Source organism: Micromonospora sp. URMC 106, from assembly GCF_051386395.1.
GTDB lineage: Bacteria > Actinomycetota > Actinomycetes > Mycobacteriales > Micromonosporaceae > Micromonospora.
On the sequence record NZ_JBPQTP010000126.1, the window covers coordinates 1 to 18493 of the forward strand.

The 18493-nt window shown below is 73.8% G+C and carries 14 protein-coding genes; 6 read left to right on the forward strand and 8 right to left on the reverse strand.

The window, feature by feature from the left end; translation table 11 throughout:
• The first annotated feature begins 249 nt into the window (after positions 1 to 249).
• Positions 250 to 1893 (forward strand): gamma-glutamyltransferase family protein, encoded by a 1644-nt coding sequence (locus ACSNOB_RS27670; RefSeq protein WP_436689792.1) that lies wholly within the window; start codon positions 250 to 252, stop codon positions 1891 to 1893.
• A 39-nt stretch (positions 1894 to 1932) separates the two neighbouring features.
• Here ACSNOB_RS27670 and ACSNOB_RS27675 read toward each other — a convergent pair whose 3' ends face one another.
• Positions 1933 to 2892: a GlxA family transcriptional regulator gene (locus ACSNOB_RS27675; RefSeq protein WP_393111412.1), complete on the reverse strand. Its 960-nt coding sequence runs from the start codon at positions 2890 to 2892 to the stop codon at positions 1933 to 1935.
• 99 nt (positions 2893 to 2991) lie between these two features.
• Between ACSNOB_RS27675 and ACSNOB_RS27680 the strand changes: the two genes are divergently transcribed.
• The 4 genes from ACSNOB_RS27680 (at position 2992) to folE (ending at position 7003) form a co-directional block, all read left to right on the forward strand.
• Positions 2992 to 3180, forward strand: coding sequence for a hypothetical protein (locus tag ACSNOB_RS27680; RefSeq protein WP_393111568.1), 189 nt, complete (start codon positions 2992 to 2994; stop codon positions 3178 to 3180).
• Positions 3181 to 3280: 100 nt separating this feature from the next.
• A complete protein-coding gene (hpt, locus tag ACSNOB_RS27685; protein ID WP_350686506.1) occupies positions 3281 to 3856 on the forward strand; it encodes a hypoxanthine phosphoribosyltransferase in 576 nt (191 codons plus the stop codon).
• 424 nt (positions 3857 to 4280) lie between these two features.
• The gene (gene ftsH, locus ACSNOB_RS27690; protein ID WP_393111410.1) at positions 4281 to 6302 is read left to right on the forward strand and encodes an ATP-dependent zinc metalloprotease FtsH; all 2022 of its coding nucleotides are present in this window, start codon (positions 4281 to 4283) and stop codon (positions 6300 to 6302) included.
• A 38-nt stretch (positions 6303 to 6340) separates the two neighbouring features.
• Positions 6341 to 7003 (forward strand): GTP cyclohydrolase I FolE, encoded by a 663-nt coding sequence (gene folE / locus ACSNOB_RS27695; RefSeq protein WP_436689809.1) that lies wholly within the window; start codon positions 6341 to 6343, stop codon positions 7001 to 7003.
• A gap of 109 nt (positions 7004 to 7112) precedes the next feature.
• Here the strand turns inward: folE and ACSNOB_RS27700 are convergent, their stop codons facing one another.
• Together ACSNOB_RS27700 and ACSNOB_RS27705 are read right to left on the reverse strand one after the other, a co-directional pair.
• The gene (locus ACSNOB_RS27700; protein ID WP_436689795.1) at positions 7113 to 7874 is read right to left on the reverse strand and encodes a hypothetical protein; all 762 of its coding nucleotides are present in this window, start codon (positions 7872 to 7874) and stop codon (positions 7113 to 7115) included.
• Positions 7871 to 10432, reverse strand: coding sequence for an FtsK/SpoIIIE domain-containing protein (locus ACSNOB_RS27705; RefSeq protein ID WP_436689797.1), 2562 nt, complete (start codon positions 10430 to 10432; stop codon positions 7871 to 7873). The genes ACSNOB_RS27700 and ACSNOB_RS27705 overlap by 4 nt, the downstream gene beginning before the upstream one ends.
• Positions 10433 to 10627: 195 nt before the next feature.
• Here ACSNOB_RS27705 and ACSNOB_RS27710 point away from each other — a divergent pair, with 195 nt between their 5' ends.
• Positions 10628 to 11182, forward strand: a complete 555-nt coding sequence (locus ACSNOB_RS27710) for a hypothetical protein (protein WP_436689811.1) — start codon at positions 10628 to 10630, stop codon at positions 11180 to 11182.
• A gap of 4 nt (positions 11183 to 11186) precedes the next feature.
• Here the strand turns inward: ACSNOB_RS27710 and ACSNOB_RS27715 are convergent, their stop codons facing one another.
• The 5 genes from ACSNOB_RS27715 to ACSNOB_RS27735 all read right to left on the reverse strand — a co-directional run.
• Positions 11187 to 11789 (reverse strand): hypothetical protein, encoded by a 603-nt coding sequence (locus ACSNOB_RS27715; RefSeq protein ID WP_436689799.1) that lies wholly within the window; start codon positions 11787 to 11789, stop codon positions 11187 to 11189.
• Between the two features lie 13 nt (positions 11790 to 11802).
• Entirely contained in the window at positions 11803 to 12972 is a 1170-nt protein-coding gene (locus ACSNOB_RS27720; RefSeq protein ID WP_436689801.1) for a M23 family metallopeptidase, read from the reverse strand.
• Positions 12969 to 13526, reverse strand: a complete 558-nt coding sequence (locus ACSNOB_RS27725; protein ID WP_436689803.1) for a hypothetical protein — start codon at positions 13524 to 13526, stop codon at positions 12969 to 12971. The genes ACSNOB_RS27720 and ACSNOB_RS27725 overlap by 4 nt, the downstream gene beginning before the upstream one ends.
• A complete protein-coding gene (locus ACSNOB_RS27730; protein WP_436689805.1) occupies positions 13523 to 15463 on the reverse strand; it encodes an MFS transporter in 1941 nt (646 codons plus the stop codon). The genes ACSNOB_RS27725 and ACSNOB_RS27730 overlap by 4 nt, the downstream gene beginning before the upstream one ends.
• Before the next feature lies 1 nt (position 15464).
• The coding region (locus ACSNOB_RS27735) for an ATP-binding protein (RefSeq protein WP_436689807.1) at positions 15465 to 18493 on the reverse strand (3029 nt) is incomplete at its 5' end.

Below are 18493 nucleotides of genomic sequence, written 5' to 3' on the forward strand. Positions count from 1 at the left end.
ACCCCCGCCCGACCGCCCCCGCCGACGTGCGGCAGACCCGGTGACCACGCGCCCCGCGCAGGTCCGGCGGTCCCGCTTCCGGCGGGTTCGGGAGATCCGGCGCGGCTGGTCGCCGCCGGGCGGGCCGGGAAGCGTGGCGGCGGCTCGGCAGACCCGGCGGGGCCGGTCGCCGTCGCACGGGCGACGGCGTGCGGACGGCGGACGCCGCGCGGGGCCGCGGGAGCCGCGGGGAGGCGGTAGACATGGCGGATGGCGTACCCCCGACAGCCGCTCTTCGCGCCGCACGGCGCGGTGGCGACGAGCCAGCCGCTGGCCGCGGCGGCCGGCCTGGCGGTGCTGCGGCGCGGCGGGAACGCCGTCGACGCCGCGCTGGCCACCGCGATCACCCTCACCGTGGTGCAGCCCCCGTCCAACGACATCGGCGGCGACCTGTTCGCGATCGTCTGGGACGGCGAGCGGCTGCACGGCCTCAACGCCTCCGGCCGGTCCCCGGCGGCGCTGACCCGCGAGCTGGTCCTCGCCGCCACCGGCGGGCGCGGCGCGGCCCCGGTCGAGGCGCTCGGCGGCGCCCAGTCGGCGGGGCCGGCGATGCCGGCCCGGGGCTGGCTGCCGGTGACCGTGCCCGGCGCGCCGGCCGGCTGGCGGGACCTGCACGACCGCTTCGGCTCGCTGCCCTTCGCGGAGCTCTTCGCCGACGCGATCGGGTACGCCGAGCACGGCCACCCCGTCTCCACGGGCGTGGCGGCGACCTGGTCCCGCGCGCTGGCGGCGCACGCCGGCCTGACCGGCGACGAGTACGCCGAGTTCGGCCGGGTGTTCGCGCCCGGCGGCCGGGCACCCCGGCCGGGGGAGCGGTGGCGCAACCCCGACGCGGCGCGGACCCTGCGGCGGATCGCCGCCAGCGGGGCGGAGGACTTCTACTCCGGCGGCATCGCCGAGGCGCTCGACGCGCACGCGGCCCGCACCGGCGGCTTCCTCACCGGCGACGACCTGGCCCGGCACACCTCGACCTGGGTGGCCCCGGTCTCCGCGCGCTACCGGGGGCACGACGTCTGGGAGCTGCCGCCGAACGGGCAGGGCCTGGCGGCGCTGCTGGCCCTGCACATCCTGGACGGGTCGGACCTGGCCGCGCTGCCGCTCGCCGAGCGGCTGCACCGGCAGATCGAGGCGGTGAAGCTCGGCTTCGCCGACGCGCACGCCCACGTCGCCGACCCGGAGCGGGTGCCGGTGCCGACGCGGGCGCTGCTCTCGTCCGGCTACGCGGCGTCCCGCCGGGCGTTGATCACCGACCGGGCCGGGGAGCCGACCGCCGGCGACCCGGAGCGTGGGGGCACCGTCTACCTGTGCACGGCCGACGCCGGCGGCATGATGGTCAGCCTCATCCAGTCGACCTACCTGGCCTTCGGCTCGCACGTGGTGCTGCCCGGGCACGGCTTCGCCCTGCAGAACCGGGGGCTCGGGTTCCGCCTCGACCCCGCGCACCCGAACGCGGTGGCGCCGGGGAAGCGGCCGTTCCACACCATCATCCCCGGCTTCCTGACCCGCGACGGCCGGCCGGTGGGGCCGTTCGGGGTGATGGGTGGGCACATGCAGCCGCAGGGGCACGTGCAGCTCGTCTCGGCGACTCTCGACGGTGGGCTCGACCCGCAGGCGGCGCTGGACGCGCCGCGCTGGTACTGGCACGCCGGGCGGTCGGTGCTGGTCGAGCCGGAGCTGGTCGACACCGCCGAGGGCCGGGCCGCGGTCGCCGAGCTGCGGGCCCGGGGCCACGAGATCGCCGTCGCCGGGGAGCCGGCGGTCTTCGGGTACGGGCAGGCGATCTGGCGGCTGCCGGACGGCGGCTACGTCGGCGGCTCGGAGTCCCGGGTGGACGGCGGCATGGGTGGCTGGTGACCGGCCCCGGTCCGGCCGGCGGGCGGCTGGTGGTGGGGTTCAGACCCCGACCCGGTCGCGGAAGGTGGTCCGGTAGGTCTGCGGCGTGGCGCCGACCCGGCGGGCGAAGTGGTGCCGCAGCGCCGCCGCGTCGCCGAAGCCGGCCCGGTCGGCGACGGCCTCCACGCTGAGCGGGGTCTCCTCCAGCAGCCGCCGGGCCAGCAGCACCCGCTGGTTGGTCAGCCAGTCGTGCGGCGTGGTGCCCGTCTCGGCCCGGAACCGCCGGGCGAACGTGCGCGGGGCCATCCCGGCCCGGACGGCCAGCTCGTCGACGGTCACCGGCCGGTCGAGGTGCCCCATCAGCCACTCCAGCACCGGCTCCAGGGTGGGCGCCTCGGGGGTCTTCGGGATGGGCGCCTCGACGTACTGGGACTGCCCGCCGTCGCGGTGCGGGGGGACCACCATCCGGCGGGCCAGGCGGGTGGCCGTCGCCGAGCCGTGCTCCTGGCGGACCAGGTGCAGGCAGGCGTCGATGCCGGCCGCCGTGCCGGCGCTGGTGAGCAGGCGGCCGTCCTGCACGTAGAGCGAGTTGCACCGGACCTTCGCGGTGGGGTGACGGCGTTGCAGCTCGTCGACGTACATCCAGTGGGTGGTGCACTCCCGGCCGTCGAGCAGGCCGGCCTCGCCCAGCAGGAACGCCCCGGAACAGACGCTCAGCACGTACGCCCCCCGGTCGGCGGCCCGGCGCAGCGCGTCGAGCACCTGCGCCGGAACGGTGGCGCCGTGCTGGTGGGCCGGCACGGCGACCAGGTCCGCCTCCTCGACGGGGCCGAGGCCGTCGTGCGGGGTCAGGTGGAAGCCCGACTTGGTGCGGACCGGCGCGCCGTCGGGGCTGCACAGGTCGAACCGGTAGGCGGGGAAGCCGTCGGCGGTGCGGTCGGTGCCGAAGACCTCCGCGAGGACGCCCAGCTCGAACGCGGCGACGCCTTCCATGACGATGACGGCGACTGATCGGAGCATGTGACGAGGGTAACCGCACGACTGGCAGAAAATCGAGGGGGAGTGGCATCTCTGCCACTGTCCGGCCCGGCGCACCCGGCGCAGACTGGTTCCAGTCCGGTGCGCACCGGCGGCGAAATCGACATCAACCGTGTGAAAGCGAGCGCCGCCATGGAATTCCTGTTCTTCCTGTTCTTCTTCGTCCTCCTCGCGGTGGCCTCGGCTGCCGGCCTCACCGCCGACAGCCGGGACTCCGCCGACTGGAAGGCGACCGACGACGGCCGCCGCTGGCGGTCGCGCACCAGCTGAGGTGATTAGCCCCCTTCGCGGTATTCATCCGGGGCGGGACCGCGCCAAAAGGGGCGGCCCCGCCGACGAAGGCCATCCGGCGTACGGCAGGCTAGGAGTCATGGCTGACGGCTCCTGGTACGACGCCGACATCGACCACGTGATCATCTCCGAGGCGCAGATCCGCGAGAAGACCGCGGAACTCGCCAAGCAGGTCTCGGCGGACTACGCCGACGTCGATGACGGGCTCCTGCTGGTCTGCGTGCTCAAGGGCGCGGTGATGTTCATGGCCGACTTCGCCCGGGCGCTCGGCCGCAACGGGCCGCCCGCCGAACTGGACTTCATGGCCATCTCCTCCTACGGCCAGGGCACCACCTCCTCCGGCGTGGTCCGCATCCTCAAGGACCTGGACCGGGACATCGCCGGCCGGCACGTGGTCGTGGTCGAGGACATCGTCGACTCCGGCCTGACCCTCTCCTGGCTGCTGCGCTACCTGGAGTCCCGCTCCGCGGCCAGCGTCGAGGTCGTCGCGCTGTTCCGCAAGCCGGACGCGGTCAAGGTGCCGGTGCCGGTGAAGTACGTCGGCTTCGACATCCCCACCGAGTTCGTCGTCGGCTACGGCCTCGACTTCGGCGAGCGCTACCGCGAGCTGCCGTACGTCGGCGTGCTCAAGCCCGAGGTCTACGCGCGGGCCTGAGCCCTCCTCGCATCGGCGTCCATCGAGCGGACGTTCAGCGGGCTCTCAGCCAGTCGGACTACGGTATAGGTCGGTGGCGTGGAGGCACCCTCCACGCCCGACCCCTCGAACCGCGGGACCGGGCGGTCGGGTGGCCGGGTGGGGAGCTCCCGTCACGTCGGCTGGACCCGGTTCGCCGACGCGCAGGCGTCAGGCTCGCGAGCTCGCTCCTCGCGCACGATGTGCCGTTCGTGCGCGACTGCGGGGCTCGCAAGCTCACTCCTCGCGCTCACGGTGTACCGTCGAATGACCGCGGCGCGGCAGTTCGCGCCTCGGGGTCGAGCCGGCCCGCACGGCGGCTCCGGCCGCCGCGCAGGCGGCGACACCATCAGACGGTCAGGACGTCGATCAGGAGGATGCGGGCGCCTCGGCGCTCGACAACAGCATGGAACGTACGCGTTTCTTCCGCCGACCGGTGGTCTGGATCATCCTGGTCATCCTCGGCGCCGTTGTGCTCAGTCAACTGTTCACCGCTGGTCCCAGCTACCACCGGGTGGACACTTCCGTTGCGCTCGACCAGCTCAACACCGGCAAGCCCTCGATCAAGAAGGTCGTCTTCCAGGACAAGGAACAGACGATCCAGCTCGACCTGGCCGAGAAGACCAAGTTCGGTGACACCACCACCGACCGGATCGAGGCGCAGTTCCCCTACGAGGTCGGCGACGAGGTCTGGAACGAGGTCCTCGAGGCCAAGGCCAACAACCGGGTCACCGGTCCGGCCGACGCCAAGGTGTCGTCCGACAGCATCTGGGTGAGCCTGCTGGTCAACCTGCTCCCGATCGTCCTGCTGGTGCTCCTGCTGCTCTTCTTCATGTCGCAGATGCAGGGCGGCGGCTCCCGGGTGCTCAACTTCGGCAAGTCCAAGGCGAAGATGATCACCAAGGACACGCCGAAGACCACCTTCGCGGACGTGGCCGGCGCGGAGGAGGCCGTCGAGGAGCTGCACGAGATCAAGGACTTCCTGCAGAACCCGGCGAAGTACCAGGCGCTGGGCGCCAAGATCCCGAAGGGCGTGCTGCTCTTCGGCCCGCCCGGAACCGGTAAGACGCTGCTGGCCCGCGCGGTCGCCGGCGAGGCCGGGGTCCCCTTCTACTCGATCTCCGGCTCGGACTTCGTCGAGATGTTCGTCGGTGTCGGCGCCAGCCGGGTCCGCGACCTCTTCGAGCAGGCCAAGGCGAACGCCCCGGCGATCGTCTTCGTCGACGAGATCGACGCCGTCGGCCGGCACCGCGGCGCCGGCATGGGCGGCGGCCACGACGAGCGCGAGCAGACGCTGAACCAGTTGCTCGTCGAGATGGACGGCTTCGACACCAAGGGCGGGGTCATCCTGATCGCCGCCACCAACCGGCCGGACATCCTCGACCCGGCGCTGCTGCGCCCGGGCCGCTTCGACCGGCAGATCCCGGTGGACGCCCCCGACATGGAGGGCCGCAAGGCGATCCTGCGGGTGCACGCGAAGGGCAAGCCGTTCACCCCCGACGTCGACCTCGACTCGGTGGCCCGGCGCACCCCGGGCTTCAGCGGCGCCGACCTGGCCAACGTGATCAACGAGGCCGCGCTGCTCACCGCCCGCAAGGAGCAGCGGGCGATCAACAACGACTCCCTGGAGGAGTCGATCGACCGGGTGATCGCCGGGCCGCAGCGGCGGACCCGGGTGATGAGCGACCAGGAGAAGAAGATCACCGCGTACCACGAGGGTGGGCACGCGCTGGTCGCCTGGGCGCTGCCGCACGCGGCGCCGGTGCACAAGGTGACGATCCTGTCCCGCGGCCGGTCGCTGGGTCACACCCTGGTGCTCCCCACGGAGGACAAGTACACCCAGACCCGCGCCGAGATGATCGACACCCTGGCGTACGCGCTGGGCGGCCGGGCCGCCGAGGAGCTGGTCTTCCACGAGCCGACGACCGGCGCCGGCAACGACATCGAGAAGGCCACCCAGCTGGCCCGCGCGATGATCACGCAGTACGGCATGAGCTCCAAGCTCGGCGCGGTCAAGTACGGCACCAGCGGCGACGAGCCGTTCCTGGGCCGCAACATGGGCCACGAGCGGGACTACTCCGACGCCGTCGCCGCCGAGATCGACGGCGAGATGCGGGCGCTGATCGAGCTGGCCCACGACGAGGCCTGGGAGATCCTGGTGGAATACCGGGACGTCCTGGACAACATCGTGCTCGAGCTGATGGAGAAGGAGACCCTCTCCACCGCCGACATGGCCCGGATCTGCGCCCGGGTGGCCAAGCGACCGCCGATGGCGCCGTACAACGGCTTCGGCAAGCGTCAGCCCTCCACCGAGCCGCCGGTGCTCACGCCGGCGGAGAAGGACGCGCTGAAGGTGCAGGCCCAAGCCGACGGCGCGCAGGCGACAGTCGGTGGCAGCTCCTCGAACAACTCGGACGGTACGCACTGAGCACCGACCCGACGGCCAGCTCCCGGGACGACCGGGGGCTGGCCGTCTCCGCGACCGAGCCCGACGAGGACGGCCTCGACTACGTCGCCGCGCGCCTGATCAGCGGCAAGCTCACCGGCCGGCCCGTCGAGGACACCGTGGACCTCGGCCGGATCGAGAAGGCCGTCCGGGAGATCCTCGTCGCCGTCGGGGAGGACCCGGACCGCGACGGGCTCCAGCAGACCCCGGCCCGGGTGGCCCGCGCGTACGCCGAACTCTTCGCCGGACTGCGCGTCGACCCGGCCCAGGTGCTCAGCACCACGTTCGAGGCCAACCACCAGGAGCTGGTGCTCGTCCGGGACATCGACGTGATGAGCCTCTGCGAGCACCACCTGCTGCCGTTCCGGGGCAGCGCCCACATCGGCTACATCCCGGGGCCGGACGGCCGCATCACCGGCCTGTCCAAGCTGGCCCGGCTGGTCGAGGTCTTCGCCCGCCGGCCGCAGGTCCAGGAGCGGCTCACCTCGCAGATCGCCGACCTGCTGATGGAGCGGCTCGCGCCGCGCGGCGTGGTGGTGGTGCTCGAATGCGAGCACATGTGCATGGCGATGCGCGGCATCCAGAAGTCGGGCGCCCAGACGATCACCTCGGCCGTGCGGGGCACGCTCCAACACGACGCCAAGTCGCGCGCCGAGGCGATGGCGCTGATCATCCCCCGCTGACCGACCAACCGGCCGGTCGACCCGCACCCGGGTCGGCCGGCCGTCGCGTGTCGAGGCGCGGCACCGGCACCGCCGCGCGGGTGCGCGCGGCGCCCGGCGGCGGTTCCGCTCAGCCGGCCAGCATCGCGAGCAGCAGGCCCGCGCTGACGAGCACGGCCGGGACCAGGCACACCAGCGCGCCGAGCCGGGCCGTGCGGTCGACCCGGCCACCCTCCGCAGGCGGGAAGAGCCGCCCGACGCCGAGCCAGCCCGCCGCGAACGCCATCGCCGGCATCGGCAGCCCGCAGAGCAACGCGGCCACGCTCGCCGCCCCGGTGCCGGTCGTCACGAACAGCGCCACCTGGAGCAGCGGCACCAGCAGCGCCAGCGGCCCGTACAGCAGCAGGTTGCGGGGGCGCGCCGGCCAGGCGGCCAGGCGGGGCAGGCCGCGCGCGGTCAACGCGGCGTCCGCGGCGTCCGCGCGGCCCCGGGCGGCGCGGAGCGCGGCCAGCACCGCGGCCGGCCCGCCCGCCATCGACCGGGCCGCCTCCGTCAGCTCCGGCGGCGTCGGGACCAGCGAGATCGGCGGTACGCCCAACTCGCGCAGCCGGGTCTCCTGCGACGCCAGCCGGGCGCGGACGGCCGTCAGCTCCTCCCGGGCAGCCTGCACCGAGCGGGCCTGCTCGCCGGCGGCGGTGGCCGCGTCGCGGCGCACCCCGTCGAGCTGCCGGGCGGCGGCGAGGTATTCGGTCCACGCGGCGGGCGCCGGGTCGCCGCCCGCCACGGCCTCCGACGCCGCGGCGTCGGGCCGACCCGACGGCGGCCCGGCGGCCGATCGCTGACGTCCCGGGCCGGCGTGCGCGGCCCTGCTCCGTGCCCCGCTGCGGCTCATGTCGGCTCACCCTCCTCGCCGGCGAAGGGGACCAGTACGGTGCCCTGCTCGCCCGGTGAGTCCCAGAGCACCGCCCGGCCGGGCCGGGGCCGCCACTCCACCGGCCGGCCGAAGACCGACGTGAGCTGGGCGCCGGGCAGATCCACCACGGCCACCGCCGCGAGCTTGTCCACCTCGCCGTCGGGCTCCAGCAGCGCCGCGAACGACGGCGCCGTGCGCCAGCGGCCGAGCAGGTGCCGGCCGGCGGGCGGACCCTCGCGCAGCAGCGCGCGCAGCCGCTCCAGGGGCAACTGCTCCGGTGACGGCACGTCCAGGCCGAAGACCACCAGGTAGGCCGGCTCGGCGGAGTCCACGGCGGCGAGCAGGCCGGCCGCGTCCACCGTCTCGACCGGGTGACGGGCGGCCAGCTCGGCCGCCAGCGCGTCGGCCAGCGGCCGGCAGTCGTCGTCCGGCGCGGCGAGCACGAAGCGGACGGTCCCCGGCGCGTGGTGGGCGGCGGTGCTGCGGGCCGCGGTGACCAGGAGTCGGGCCGCCTCCGGGCCGGGGCCGAGCACGGCCAGGTTGCGCCCCGGTGCCGGCCCGAGCGGCACCGCTACCGTGGTCCGGGCCACGTCCACCGCCCGGCCCAGCAGCGCGGCGGGACCGGGCGCCCGCCCGGCCAGCGCCGCCCGGTGCCGGGGGTCGTTGCGCAGCAGCGGGCGGGCATAGCCGGCGAAGACCACCGGCGGGGTGGCCCCCTCCGGTCGCGCCGACCAGAGCCGGTGCCGCAGCTCTTCGACCGTGTCGGGATGGTCCTGCGGGTCCGGGAAGCGGACCATCCGCTCGTGCCCCCGGATGGCGCCCCGAGGGCCGCCGAGCCCGCCCGCAGTGTTCACCACCGCGCTGCCCACCGGCAGCCCCGCCGCCGAGTCGTTGGTCGGTTCCAGCACCGCGCCGCCGCCGGGCAGCGCCACCCGCACCGGGAACTGCCCCAGCACCGAGTCGCGGTCGGTACGCGAGCCCAGCCCCAGGTCGCCCTCGCCGGCCAGCACCAGGTGCACCCCGTACGCGCGCCCGGTGCGGGCCAGCGCGTCCAGCCGGGTGGCGACGTCCCCGGCCAGCCGGTCCCGCTCGGCGAAGAGCAGCGGAAGATTGTCCAGCACGCAGACGATCCTGGGCATGGCCCGGTGCTGCCGCAGCTCGGCGAAGCGCTGCCCGCCCGCCCGGCTGCCGGCCTCCTCCCGGCGGCGCACCTCCGCCGCCAGCTCGTCGAGCAGGCTCAGCACGTACTCCCGGTCGGCGGCCATCGCGGCGGCCCGGACCTGGGGGATCCACGAGCGGTCCCGCTCGGTCTGGAGGAACTCCACGAAGGACTCGGCGTCGGCGAGGTCCACCAGGTAGAGGAGCAGCTCGTCGGGGCCGTACCGGGCGGCCAGCCCCAGCAGCGCCGTGGTGAGGAACGTGGACCGGCCCGCGCCGGAGCGGCCGCTGACCAGCCAGTGCGGGGTCAGCTCCGTGAAACCGAGGGACACCTGTCGGCCACCCGCGTCACCGACGGTCGTCGCGAGCCCGTCCACGGCGGTCGCCGTCCACAGCTCCTCGTCGGGCGCGGGCAACAGGTCGGTCAGGGCCAGCCGGGAACCCGCCTCCACCTGCGCGGCCAACCGGCGGCAGACCGCGTCGACGAGCTCGGCGGGCGGATCCGCCTCGATGAAGACCGGCGAGTTCAGCCCGCCCGGAGGGTCGGCGCCCGGACCCGCGAACGACCCGCCCGGCGGGTCACCCAGCAGCGCGTACGCGTTGCGGATCGCCAGCGTCGTCGCCTGCGGCAGCGGCGCCCGGTCGGCGTACGGGCCCGCCGGGGGCCAACCGGCGACGACCAGGTGCAGCCCGGCGGACCGGCCCTGCTCGGCCAGCGCCTCGACCCGGGCCAGGTCGGTGGGGCCGGTCTGCTCGGGCAGCGCGGCGATCACCAGCAGCAGCGTCCGGTCGTGCCGGCGACGCCCGCTCGCCCCCGGGGCCACCCACTGCTCGGCCTCGGTGAGCACGGCCCGCAGGCCCGCGACGTCCACCGCCGGGGGCGGCAGCAGGCCCGCGTCCCCGAGCGCCGCGAACGGCGCCAGCGCCGCACCCGTCGCGTCCACCGCGCGGACCAGCAGCGCCCCGGCCGGCGTCGCCGCCAACACCCGCAGCAGTACGGCCCGCAGCAGCCCCGCCACCCGCGGGTCCCGAGCGTCGACGTCCACCGCGAGATGCCCCGTGCCGAGCAGCGGCACCAGTGCGGGGAAGCGCGCGTCGTCCAGCGGCGCCGCCGTGCCGACCCGGACGAAGGGAGGCGGCCCCTCGCCGGCCGGTGCGGTAGGAGCCAGCGTCTCCAGGGCCTCGCCCGCCCAGCCCGGGGCGAGCGCCGCCGCCGAGGACCGGAGCCGGTCGGCGAGCTCGTACTGGCGGTGCTGGTCGGCGGGGACGGGACGGGTGTCGTCGAGGATGCCGGCGGCGGCGGTCGCGGTGGCGGCGGCCCGCCGGTGCAGGGCGGCGGCGCGGTTCGTACGTGCCTTCGGACCGGTCACCGCGTCCACCCCCTCTGCCCGAGGTTGGCAACTCCTCCCCGCGCAGAGACCGTAACCCAGGCGGAGCGGCTCGTCCGGGATGCGCGGCGGCGCTGCGCCGGTGTTGTCGTGGATCTCACCATTGGGGAGTGGTCCGTCACGATCCGCTGCATCTGGGGCATTGGGTCTCCGGCGCCCAGCCGTTAGCCTCAGAGGGTGGAATCAGTGCAGCCCCCCGCCGGTTCCCAGGTCTCCCGCGTACCGGCGCAACGGCCCCCCTCCGACCACCTGGCGCCGCCGGCCCCGGCCCCGGCGCCGGAGCGGCCGAGGCGGCGGACGCGCACTGTGCTCACGGTCGTCGCAAGCGTGCTCGCGGCGCTCTGCCTCGGCGGCGTCGCCGCCGGATTCGTCCTCTACAACCGGGCCGCCGCGCCCGACCGCGGGTCTCCCGACGTCGCGGTGGTCAACTATCTGCAGGCCGCGCTCGTCGCGCGGGATCAGAATCGGGCGCTGCTGTTCACATGCGACGGCCACCTCAGGGCAATCGAGGATCTGCGAGCTCAAATCGAACGACGTGAGCAGGAACTTGGTTCCAGTTTTTCGATCAATGTCGAAAGCGTCGTCGTCTCCATGAATGGCTCATCGGCAGCCACCGTCACGGCGGTCATCCGCCGTACCGCCTCAGTGGATGGGGTGCAGCAGAGCCTGATCGATCCCTGGCGATTTGATGTGCAGGACAGGGAGGGTTGGCGAGTCTGTGCTGGAGCACCGGCAAGCTGACCCGTCACTCGATCCAGAGCAGGTGGACCGGCACCTCCAGTGTGGTCGGTGGCTGGCCCCGCCAGGCCCAGCGATACCACTCCATCTCCGGCGTGACCCGCACGCAGATGTCCCCGTCGGCGCCCGAGTAGGTCTCGGTGACGGCCCGCAGGTCCCGGTGCTCGACGGACTCCACGACGTGTACCACCCGGCGGCCGGTGACGGCGTCCGCCTCGAAAACCGGGGTCGGTGCGCGGTGCGCCGGGGCGTCCAGGGAGACGAGACGGACACCCGCCTCACGGTCCACCGACGTATCCGACGGCCGGGCTCCCACCGTCTCCACCCAGACCCGCTCGACCGGGACCAGCGGCGCGAAGACCTCCACCTGGTCGGATTCCGCCCGGTACCACTCGTGTTCGGGGATGACCGGTACGTAGGTCCGACTGCCCTGCACCACCCGCTCGTCGGCCCGCAGGTCGCCGCGCCAGCCCAGCCCGGGCAGGCCGACCAGCACCCGCCGCCCACGCAACTCCACCCGGCCGGTGGCCGGCACGATCTCTATCGGTCGGGGTGGCCGGGGGGCCCAGTCCGGCTGGTCGGCGAACGGGTCGGGAAGCGGCTCGTTCATGACGCCGAGCGCCTCATCCGGCGCCCTTGAGCGGCGCGCCCCGCGAGCGCATGAACGGCACCGGGTCGATCGCGCCCCGGCTGCTGCGGTCCTCGTCCTCGTGCACCTCGAAGTGCAGGTGCGGGCCGGAGGAGTTGCCGCTGCTGCCCACCTCGCCGATGACCTCGCCGGCCTCGACGGTCTGGCCGACGGAAACCCGGGGCTTGCTCACCATGTGGCAGTAGCGGGTGATGAAGCCGCCGGCGTGCAGGACGTCGACGAACCAGCCGCAGCCGCCCTTGTCCGGCCAGCCGTCGACATCGCAGCTGAGCCGGCCGCGATTGTCCGGGTCACAGCGGGAGACCAAGACGCGACCGGTGGCGGCGACCCGGATCAGGGTGCCCTTCGGGGCCGCGATGTCGACCCCGTTGTGCCCCGGCCGGCTCGCCGTGCGGAAGCCCGACCCCACGCCGCCCGGGATGGGGGCCGTCCAGCCCGAGGCGGCGATCTCTCCCCCGGCGGCCCGGTCGCACGCCTGCCTCCCGCCGACCAGTACGGTACGGGCCGCCCCGCCGGCCAGGGCGTTCACGATCTGGGCGGCCTTCTCCTCGTGTTTGGCGTAGGCGTCCGGGAAGGCGCTGATCTGCACGGCCTGGGCGGCGCGCGTCAGCGGCATACGCTCCCAGCCGGGCACCTTGACCAGCTTTTCGTAGAACTTCCGGGCGGCATACTCGGGCGTCATCCGCTGAGCGACGCTGCCCCAGCTCGCCCGCTGCTGGAAGAGGCCGACGGAGTCGTGGTCGGCTCCGATGCCCTCGTTGGGCAGGTTCCCGGACTCGGCGACGGTGCGATTCGCAAGATTCAGGAGGCGTGACTCCTGCATAGCGGTTGCCACGGCGATCACCCAGCCGCGCGGCGGCACCTTCATTTCCTGGCCCACCTTGATGATCCGGGCGGCGTTGCGGAGTTGGCGCTCGCCGTACTGAGGCACCCGAGGCAGGTCACCAACGAGCTTGACTTGGGAATTCTCCGTGCAGTCCTGGTTGGCGAGCCTCATGCCGCTACCGGCGTCGCCGCCCAATTCCGTGAGGAAGAAGGCGCCGGCGCCGCCGGTGCAGCAGAGCAGGGCGAACGTCGCGGTCAGCGCGGCCGCCAGGGCGCCGAGCCGGAGCTGCCGAGGGCGGGATCGGGTCTCGTCGCTCATTCCTGCTCCCAGTCCACCGCGTCCACCAGCCACCGCCCGTCGGGCGCCACCAGTTCGAGGCGGAGCCGTCCCGCGTCGAGCGGGACCAGCACCTCGACGAAGTTCTCGGTCCGGGGTTGGAGCGTGACCTCACCGGCCACCTGCGCGGCCGGCACCCCCGCCGGGTCGGCGCCCGCCAGCTTCTCGGTCAGCGACGGGGTCGACAGCGGACGCAGCCCTTCCTGCCACTGGTCCGCCGTGGCGCCCGGCTTGCCCAACCACGCGGCGACGAAGCGCTCGGCGGTCTCCTCCGGCGTGGGCTCGCCGGCACGGGTGACCGGGGAGGGGGGAGCGCCCGTCGAGAAGGCCCCGTCGTCACCGGCGGTCGGGGCGACCGTGGTGATGGGTCGACTCGGGCGGTTGCTGAGCCCGTCCGTCGGGTCACCGGGACCGGAGACCAGCCGGGCCGCCCCGATGACCCCGAACACCACGACCGCGAGGGCGAGCGCGATGCCCAGCCGGGACCGGAGCAACCGGGTGACGAGGAATTCAACCGCCCGACGCACCGCACTCACCGCGCCTCGGAGCGGATCCGCGGAGTGGGCCGTTCCGGCTCACGGTCGGCCGAGCCCGGACGGTAGATGACGAACGACGGACTCTCGTCGGGCACGTCGGGCTCCGTCCAGGTGGCCGGTTGCCGTCGACGGGGCCGGGGCGCGACCGGGCGCGAGGGTTCCCGTTCCGTGGTTTCCGGCGCCTCGGTGGCCTTTTCGCGGCCGTCGGGACGCTGCCGCTCCTGACCACCGCCGGTCGAGGCGTGCGAAGGGTCCTCCCGCCGGGCTTCCGGCCGCAGGGTGCTCCTCTCGGCCACGGCGCCGCGACGCCGACCCATCGCCGGCTCGGCCGTGCCACCCGGCTCCGCCACATCCAGCCGGGCGGCCGTGCGCATGTCCCGGAAGAACCGTCGGTGCCACGAGCCGGCCGAGCTGACCGCCTCGCTGCTGTCCTTGCCGCCGAGTTGGGTGATCCGCCGGTAGGGACGCAGGAGGAGCCAGCCCACCACGCCGCAGAGCCAGACCAGCACCACCTGCAGCCAGCCCGGCAGCGTCGGTGTGCTCATGATGAGGTCGACCGCGAAGAGGTAGATGGCGGCGCCCGTGCCGAAGATCGCGATGTTGAAGACGGCGGCGACCACCGCGTTCCCCAGCCGCCGCAGCCCCGCGCTGGCCGGTCGCAACAGGCCCACCGTGCCGAGGATGGGCGCGGCGATCACCGCCCAGCGGAAGATCAGGAAGCCCAGCAGCACCAGCAGCGAGGCCGTCAGGTCGAACATCGCGAAGAGCACGGCGGCGAGCACCGCGATGAATCCGGCGCCGATCCGGTCCATGTCCCGGACGCCCTGGAGGTACTCGTACGCCTCCGGGTCCTCCTCCTTAATCTGCTCCGCCACCTTCATCCACTGCTGCTGCTTTGCCTCCATCGTCGCCTGACGCGTCGCCGGGTTGGCGCGGATCGACTGGACCTCGCCCCACGTCAACGACCGTGCGTCGTACAACGCCGGACCGTATTTCTTGGCCGTCTCGCTGTCGGCTGACCCAAGAACGCCCCGCAGCCAGTTCCTGTAAAGCATGGATTCGGTGGCTGTGTCGCTGGCCCGAACGGCGGGCGCGCGTTTGTCCTCGCAGCGTTTCGGATCGGGATCGATGCACCGGCCGGGCGCAGGTTGTTTCGACTGTGGCCCGACAGCGTCGTGCACCACGCCCAGGGTCGTGACGAGTGTGCCGTCGGCGATGTTGGCCGACTTGACGGGCCAGGCGGCCAGGGCGGTCACCGCCACCATCACCAGCAGCGCCCAACCCGCCGTGGTCATCGCGTTGCTCATGTCCGATTGGCGGGAGCGCCAGAGCAGGTAGAGGCCGACCACGCAGAGCGTGACGATGCCGAAGACGCTGAACACCTTCTGGTAGACGGCCTTGGTCGCCTGGTCCACCAACGGGTCAGCCCAGCCCCACATCGAGCGCGGGTCCCAGGCGCGCTCCCGCAGTGCGTTCGAGGCGCCAATTACTGCGGTAGCGACCATGAACTCGCCGTTGGCGACAGTGGTGGTGAACTTGTAGTCCGGGTGGAGCACCGTTGACGCGCAGCCAATGTCATAAGTTGTATAGCTGTATCCGGCATATCCATAGAGGCTGTATCGGCCGGTGACGCCGCCTGATGAGGACTCTGGGGGTGAACTGGCGAACCAGCCAGCCAGACCTGCGTCAGGCGCCCCCGGCGTCGGCGGCTCAAGGCACTCGGCCCGTGCTGCCGACACGTCTTTGAGCTTGGCGACGCACGCGCGGAAGTCGGCCTGCCACTCCTGCGTGGTGCAGAGGTCACTCGATGCCGCCTGGGCCGTCGGTGGCGCGGCGGAGGCCGGTGTGGCGCCGAGGGCCGGCCAGCCGATCGTGGCCCCGGCGAGTACGCCGAGCGTGAGCAGGAACGCCGCCAGCCGTGCCCGGGCCCGCGCCATGTCACGCCTCCAGGTTCGGCAGGACGGCCGGCAGGACCCCGGCGGCCGCGGCGATCGCGGCGGGAGTGGTGTCGAGGTGGTCCAGCAGTCCGTCGACGTACGAGACGTCGACCCGGACCTTCTGCACCCGCCCGTCGACGTCCCGCATCACGAACTCGCGGAATCCGAGCCGGGCGGCCGAGGTCGCGTCCGCGGTGGATAGCGAGGCCAGGGTGGCCTCGTAGCCGTCGTTGACCGGGACCCGCAGCAGGCGCAGCGCCTCGGAGGCGATCTCCGCGTCCTCGGCGATCCGGCCGACGAAGACGGTGGAGACGAGGTTCTGCACGTCGAGGCCGAGGATGTCCTTCGGGTTCTGCGAGGCCACCAGCGCCGCCAGGTTCCACTTGCGGGAGTCGCGGGCGAGCCGGACCAGGAAGGACCGGCCGGAGCGCCACCCCTCCATGAAGTGCGCCTCGTCCAGGCCGACGAGCTTGCGGGACGACATCGACCCGCCGTAGCAGCGGCGTACCGCCAGCCGGTGCGCGGTGTGCAGCATCGGCAGGGCGAGCGCCTCCTCGGCCGACCAGTATTCCCGCTCGATCTTCAGGTCCGGCAGCCGCAGCCCGGCCATGGTGATCACGGTGAGCGCCGCGTCCGCGCCGAGCAGCCCCTCGGGCGGTCGGCCGAAGAAGAGCATGGCCAGCGGCATCTCGGCGGTGTCCAGCAGCAGGTTGGCCAGTTCCTTGCCGGCGTCGTCGTCGAGCTGGCTGAGGCAGGCGACCACGTCGTCCAGGGTGGAGGTCTCCTCCGCCGGCACCTGGCGTACGGCGTGCCGGAAGAGGGTGGCGGTGGACGCCTCCCGGGCCACCTGCGGGGGCACCAGCATCATGCAGATGTCCTGCACGAGCATGCGCCGCTCGGCGCGGGCGTTGGAGACGGCGATCTCGAACTCCCGGTCGCCCGCCGCCCCGCTGCCGAACTCGCTGCGCAGCGGCGTCGGGATGAGCGAGTACGGCGCCAGGGTGCCGTGCTCGGAGCCGGTCAGATTCAGCACCCGCGCGTACGGCCGCAGCTCGGGCATGGCGCAGAGCCGGGCCAGCGGGCCGGACGGGTCGAGCAGCGTCACCTGGACGCCGCGCCGGGCCGCCAGGTAGCCCAGGGCGCCGAGCAGGGTGGACTTGCCACCGCCCGGCTCGGCGACGAAGACGGCGAGGCCGGAGCGTTCGCGTACTTCCATGGGGAAGTGCAGGTCGAGGAAGACGGGCCGGCGGCAGGTGCCGGCCGTCCGCCCGATCAGGTCGCCGCGCCGGTCGCCGACCGTGGAGGCCGCCTGCGGAAGCGCGGCGGCGAGCAGGTTGACCGGCATCCGCCGGACGTAGCCGGTGTTGGCGATGGGCTCCCCGGGGATGAACTCGCGGGCCAGCCAGTCCTGGTTCTTCGGGTGTTGCAGGGAGATGCGCAGCTCGCGTGAGTAGAGCTGGATCAGCCGCCGGGCCCGCTCCAGGCACTCCTCGCGGGTCCGCCCGCCGACGGCGATGCGGTGCCAGCCGTGTGCCCGGGCGGAGTCGACCGGCAGGCCGGTGGTCATCTCGTCGCCGATCACCAGGGCCCGCTTGGCCAGCCGCTCCAGCTCGGGCGGGGCGTCGATGCCGTGCTCGGCGTAGTCGAGCTGCTGGGAGCGGATCATCCGCAGCCGGTGTTCGAGGTTGCGGAAGGAGTCGCCGGAGCCCAGGATGTCGACCCGGGTGGAGAGCTCCATCGGCCAGGGCAGCCGCTCGTGGAAGTGCAGCCAGGGCTCGTGCCGCTCGGGGATCTCCAGCGGCTCCATCCGGCCCACCGCCAGCACGGCGACGTGCCGCTCCTCGCCGGTCATCCGGTTGACGAGCTTGACCGTGGAGCCGTACGGGGTGCGGTAGCGCTCCACCTGCTCGGTGAGGGCGAGCAGGTCGCCGCGTTCCCATCGCCCGTCGGTGATCGGGGAGAGCCGGCCGGGCGGCGCCATGCAGAGCGCCACCGAGCGGTAGAGCAGCCACTCCAGTTCCTGCGCGGTGACCCGCCGCCCGCGCATGCCGAAAGCGCCGAGCACCTCGTCGAACTGCTCGACGGTGCGCCCGAGCTTGCGGCGTTCGCCCTCGGCGACGCCGCGGCCGAAGGTGCGCAGCAGCCGCTCGGTGAGCGAGTCGCCGAGGGACCGGCGGGCGAAGGTGACACCGAGGTAGGTCTGCCCCTCGGCGTGGTTGACCGAGAGCAGGTGCCGTTGCGCGGCCACCAGGTGGTCGGCCCAGCCGGTGGTGCCGGGGACGTCGGGCAGCGGGGCGGGGGTGTGCGCGTCGATGGTGCGGGCCCACTCGTCGGCCGGGAAGGGCCGGGTGGTGCGCCGCAGGTGCAGCCGGAAGCCGGCCAGGCCGGCGTACTGCTCGGAGATCGCCGAGAGCAGCGCCTCCCGCTCCGCGTCCGGTCGGAACGCCCAGCGCACCTCCGGCAGCCAGTACCAGGCGGTGACGGTGTTCGGGGTGAAGGTGAGGTGGCCCGCGATCTCGGTGATGGCCAGCTCGACCGCCGGGTCCCGGTCGCCGAACTTGATCTTCGGTGGCTTGACCCGGACCGGCTTGGTCGGCTGGTTGCGCCGGCCGGCGGAGCGCTGCCGCGGCGGCGTCACCTCCCGACCGGTGCGCTCCGGCAGCCGCTCCCCGGCGTGCCGGGACGGTTGCTCCGCGGGCGACGGATCGACTGGTGCCGGTGGCGGCGGGATCACCCCGGCCATGGGCTCGTCCGCCGGCGGGCGGAGCGTCGGCAGCCGGTCCCCGGCCTGGTGCGGCACCCGGGCCGACCGGGCGGGCGGCTCGTACGCGACCGTCGGCGGCTCGTGCGGCACGGCCGGCGGCTCGTACGCGACGGCCGGGGGGTCGTACGCGACGGCCGGGGGGTCGTACGCGACGGCCGGGGGGTCGTACGCGACGGCCGGGGGCTCGTGCGACGTGGCCCGGGGCTCGTCGTCGACGTCGGCCGGCGGGGGGACCACCGTGGGCACCCGGTCGACCGTGCCGGCGG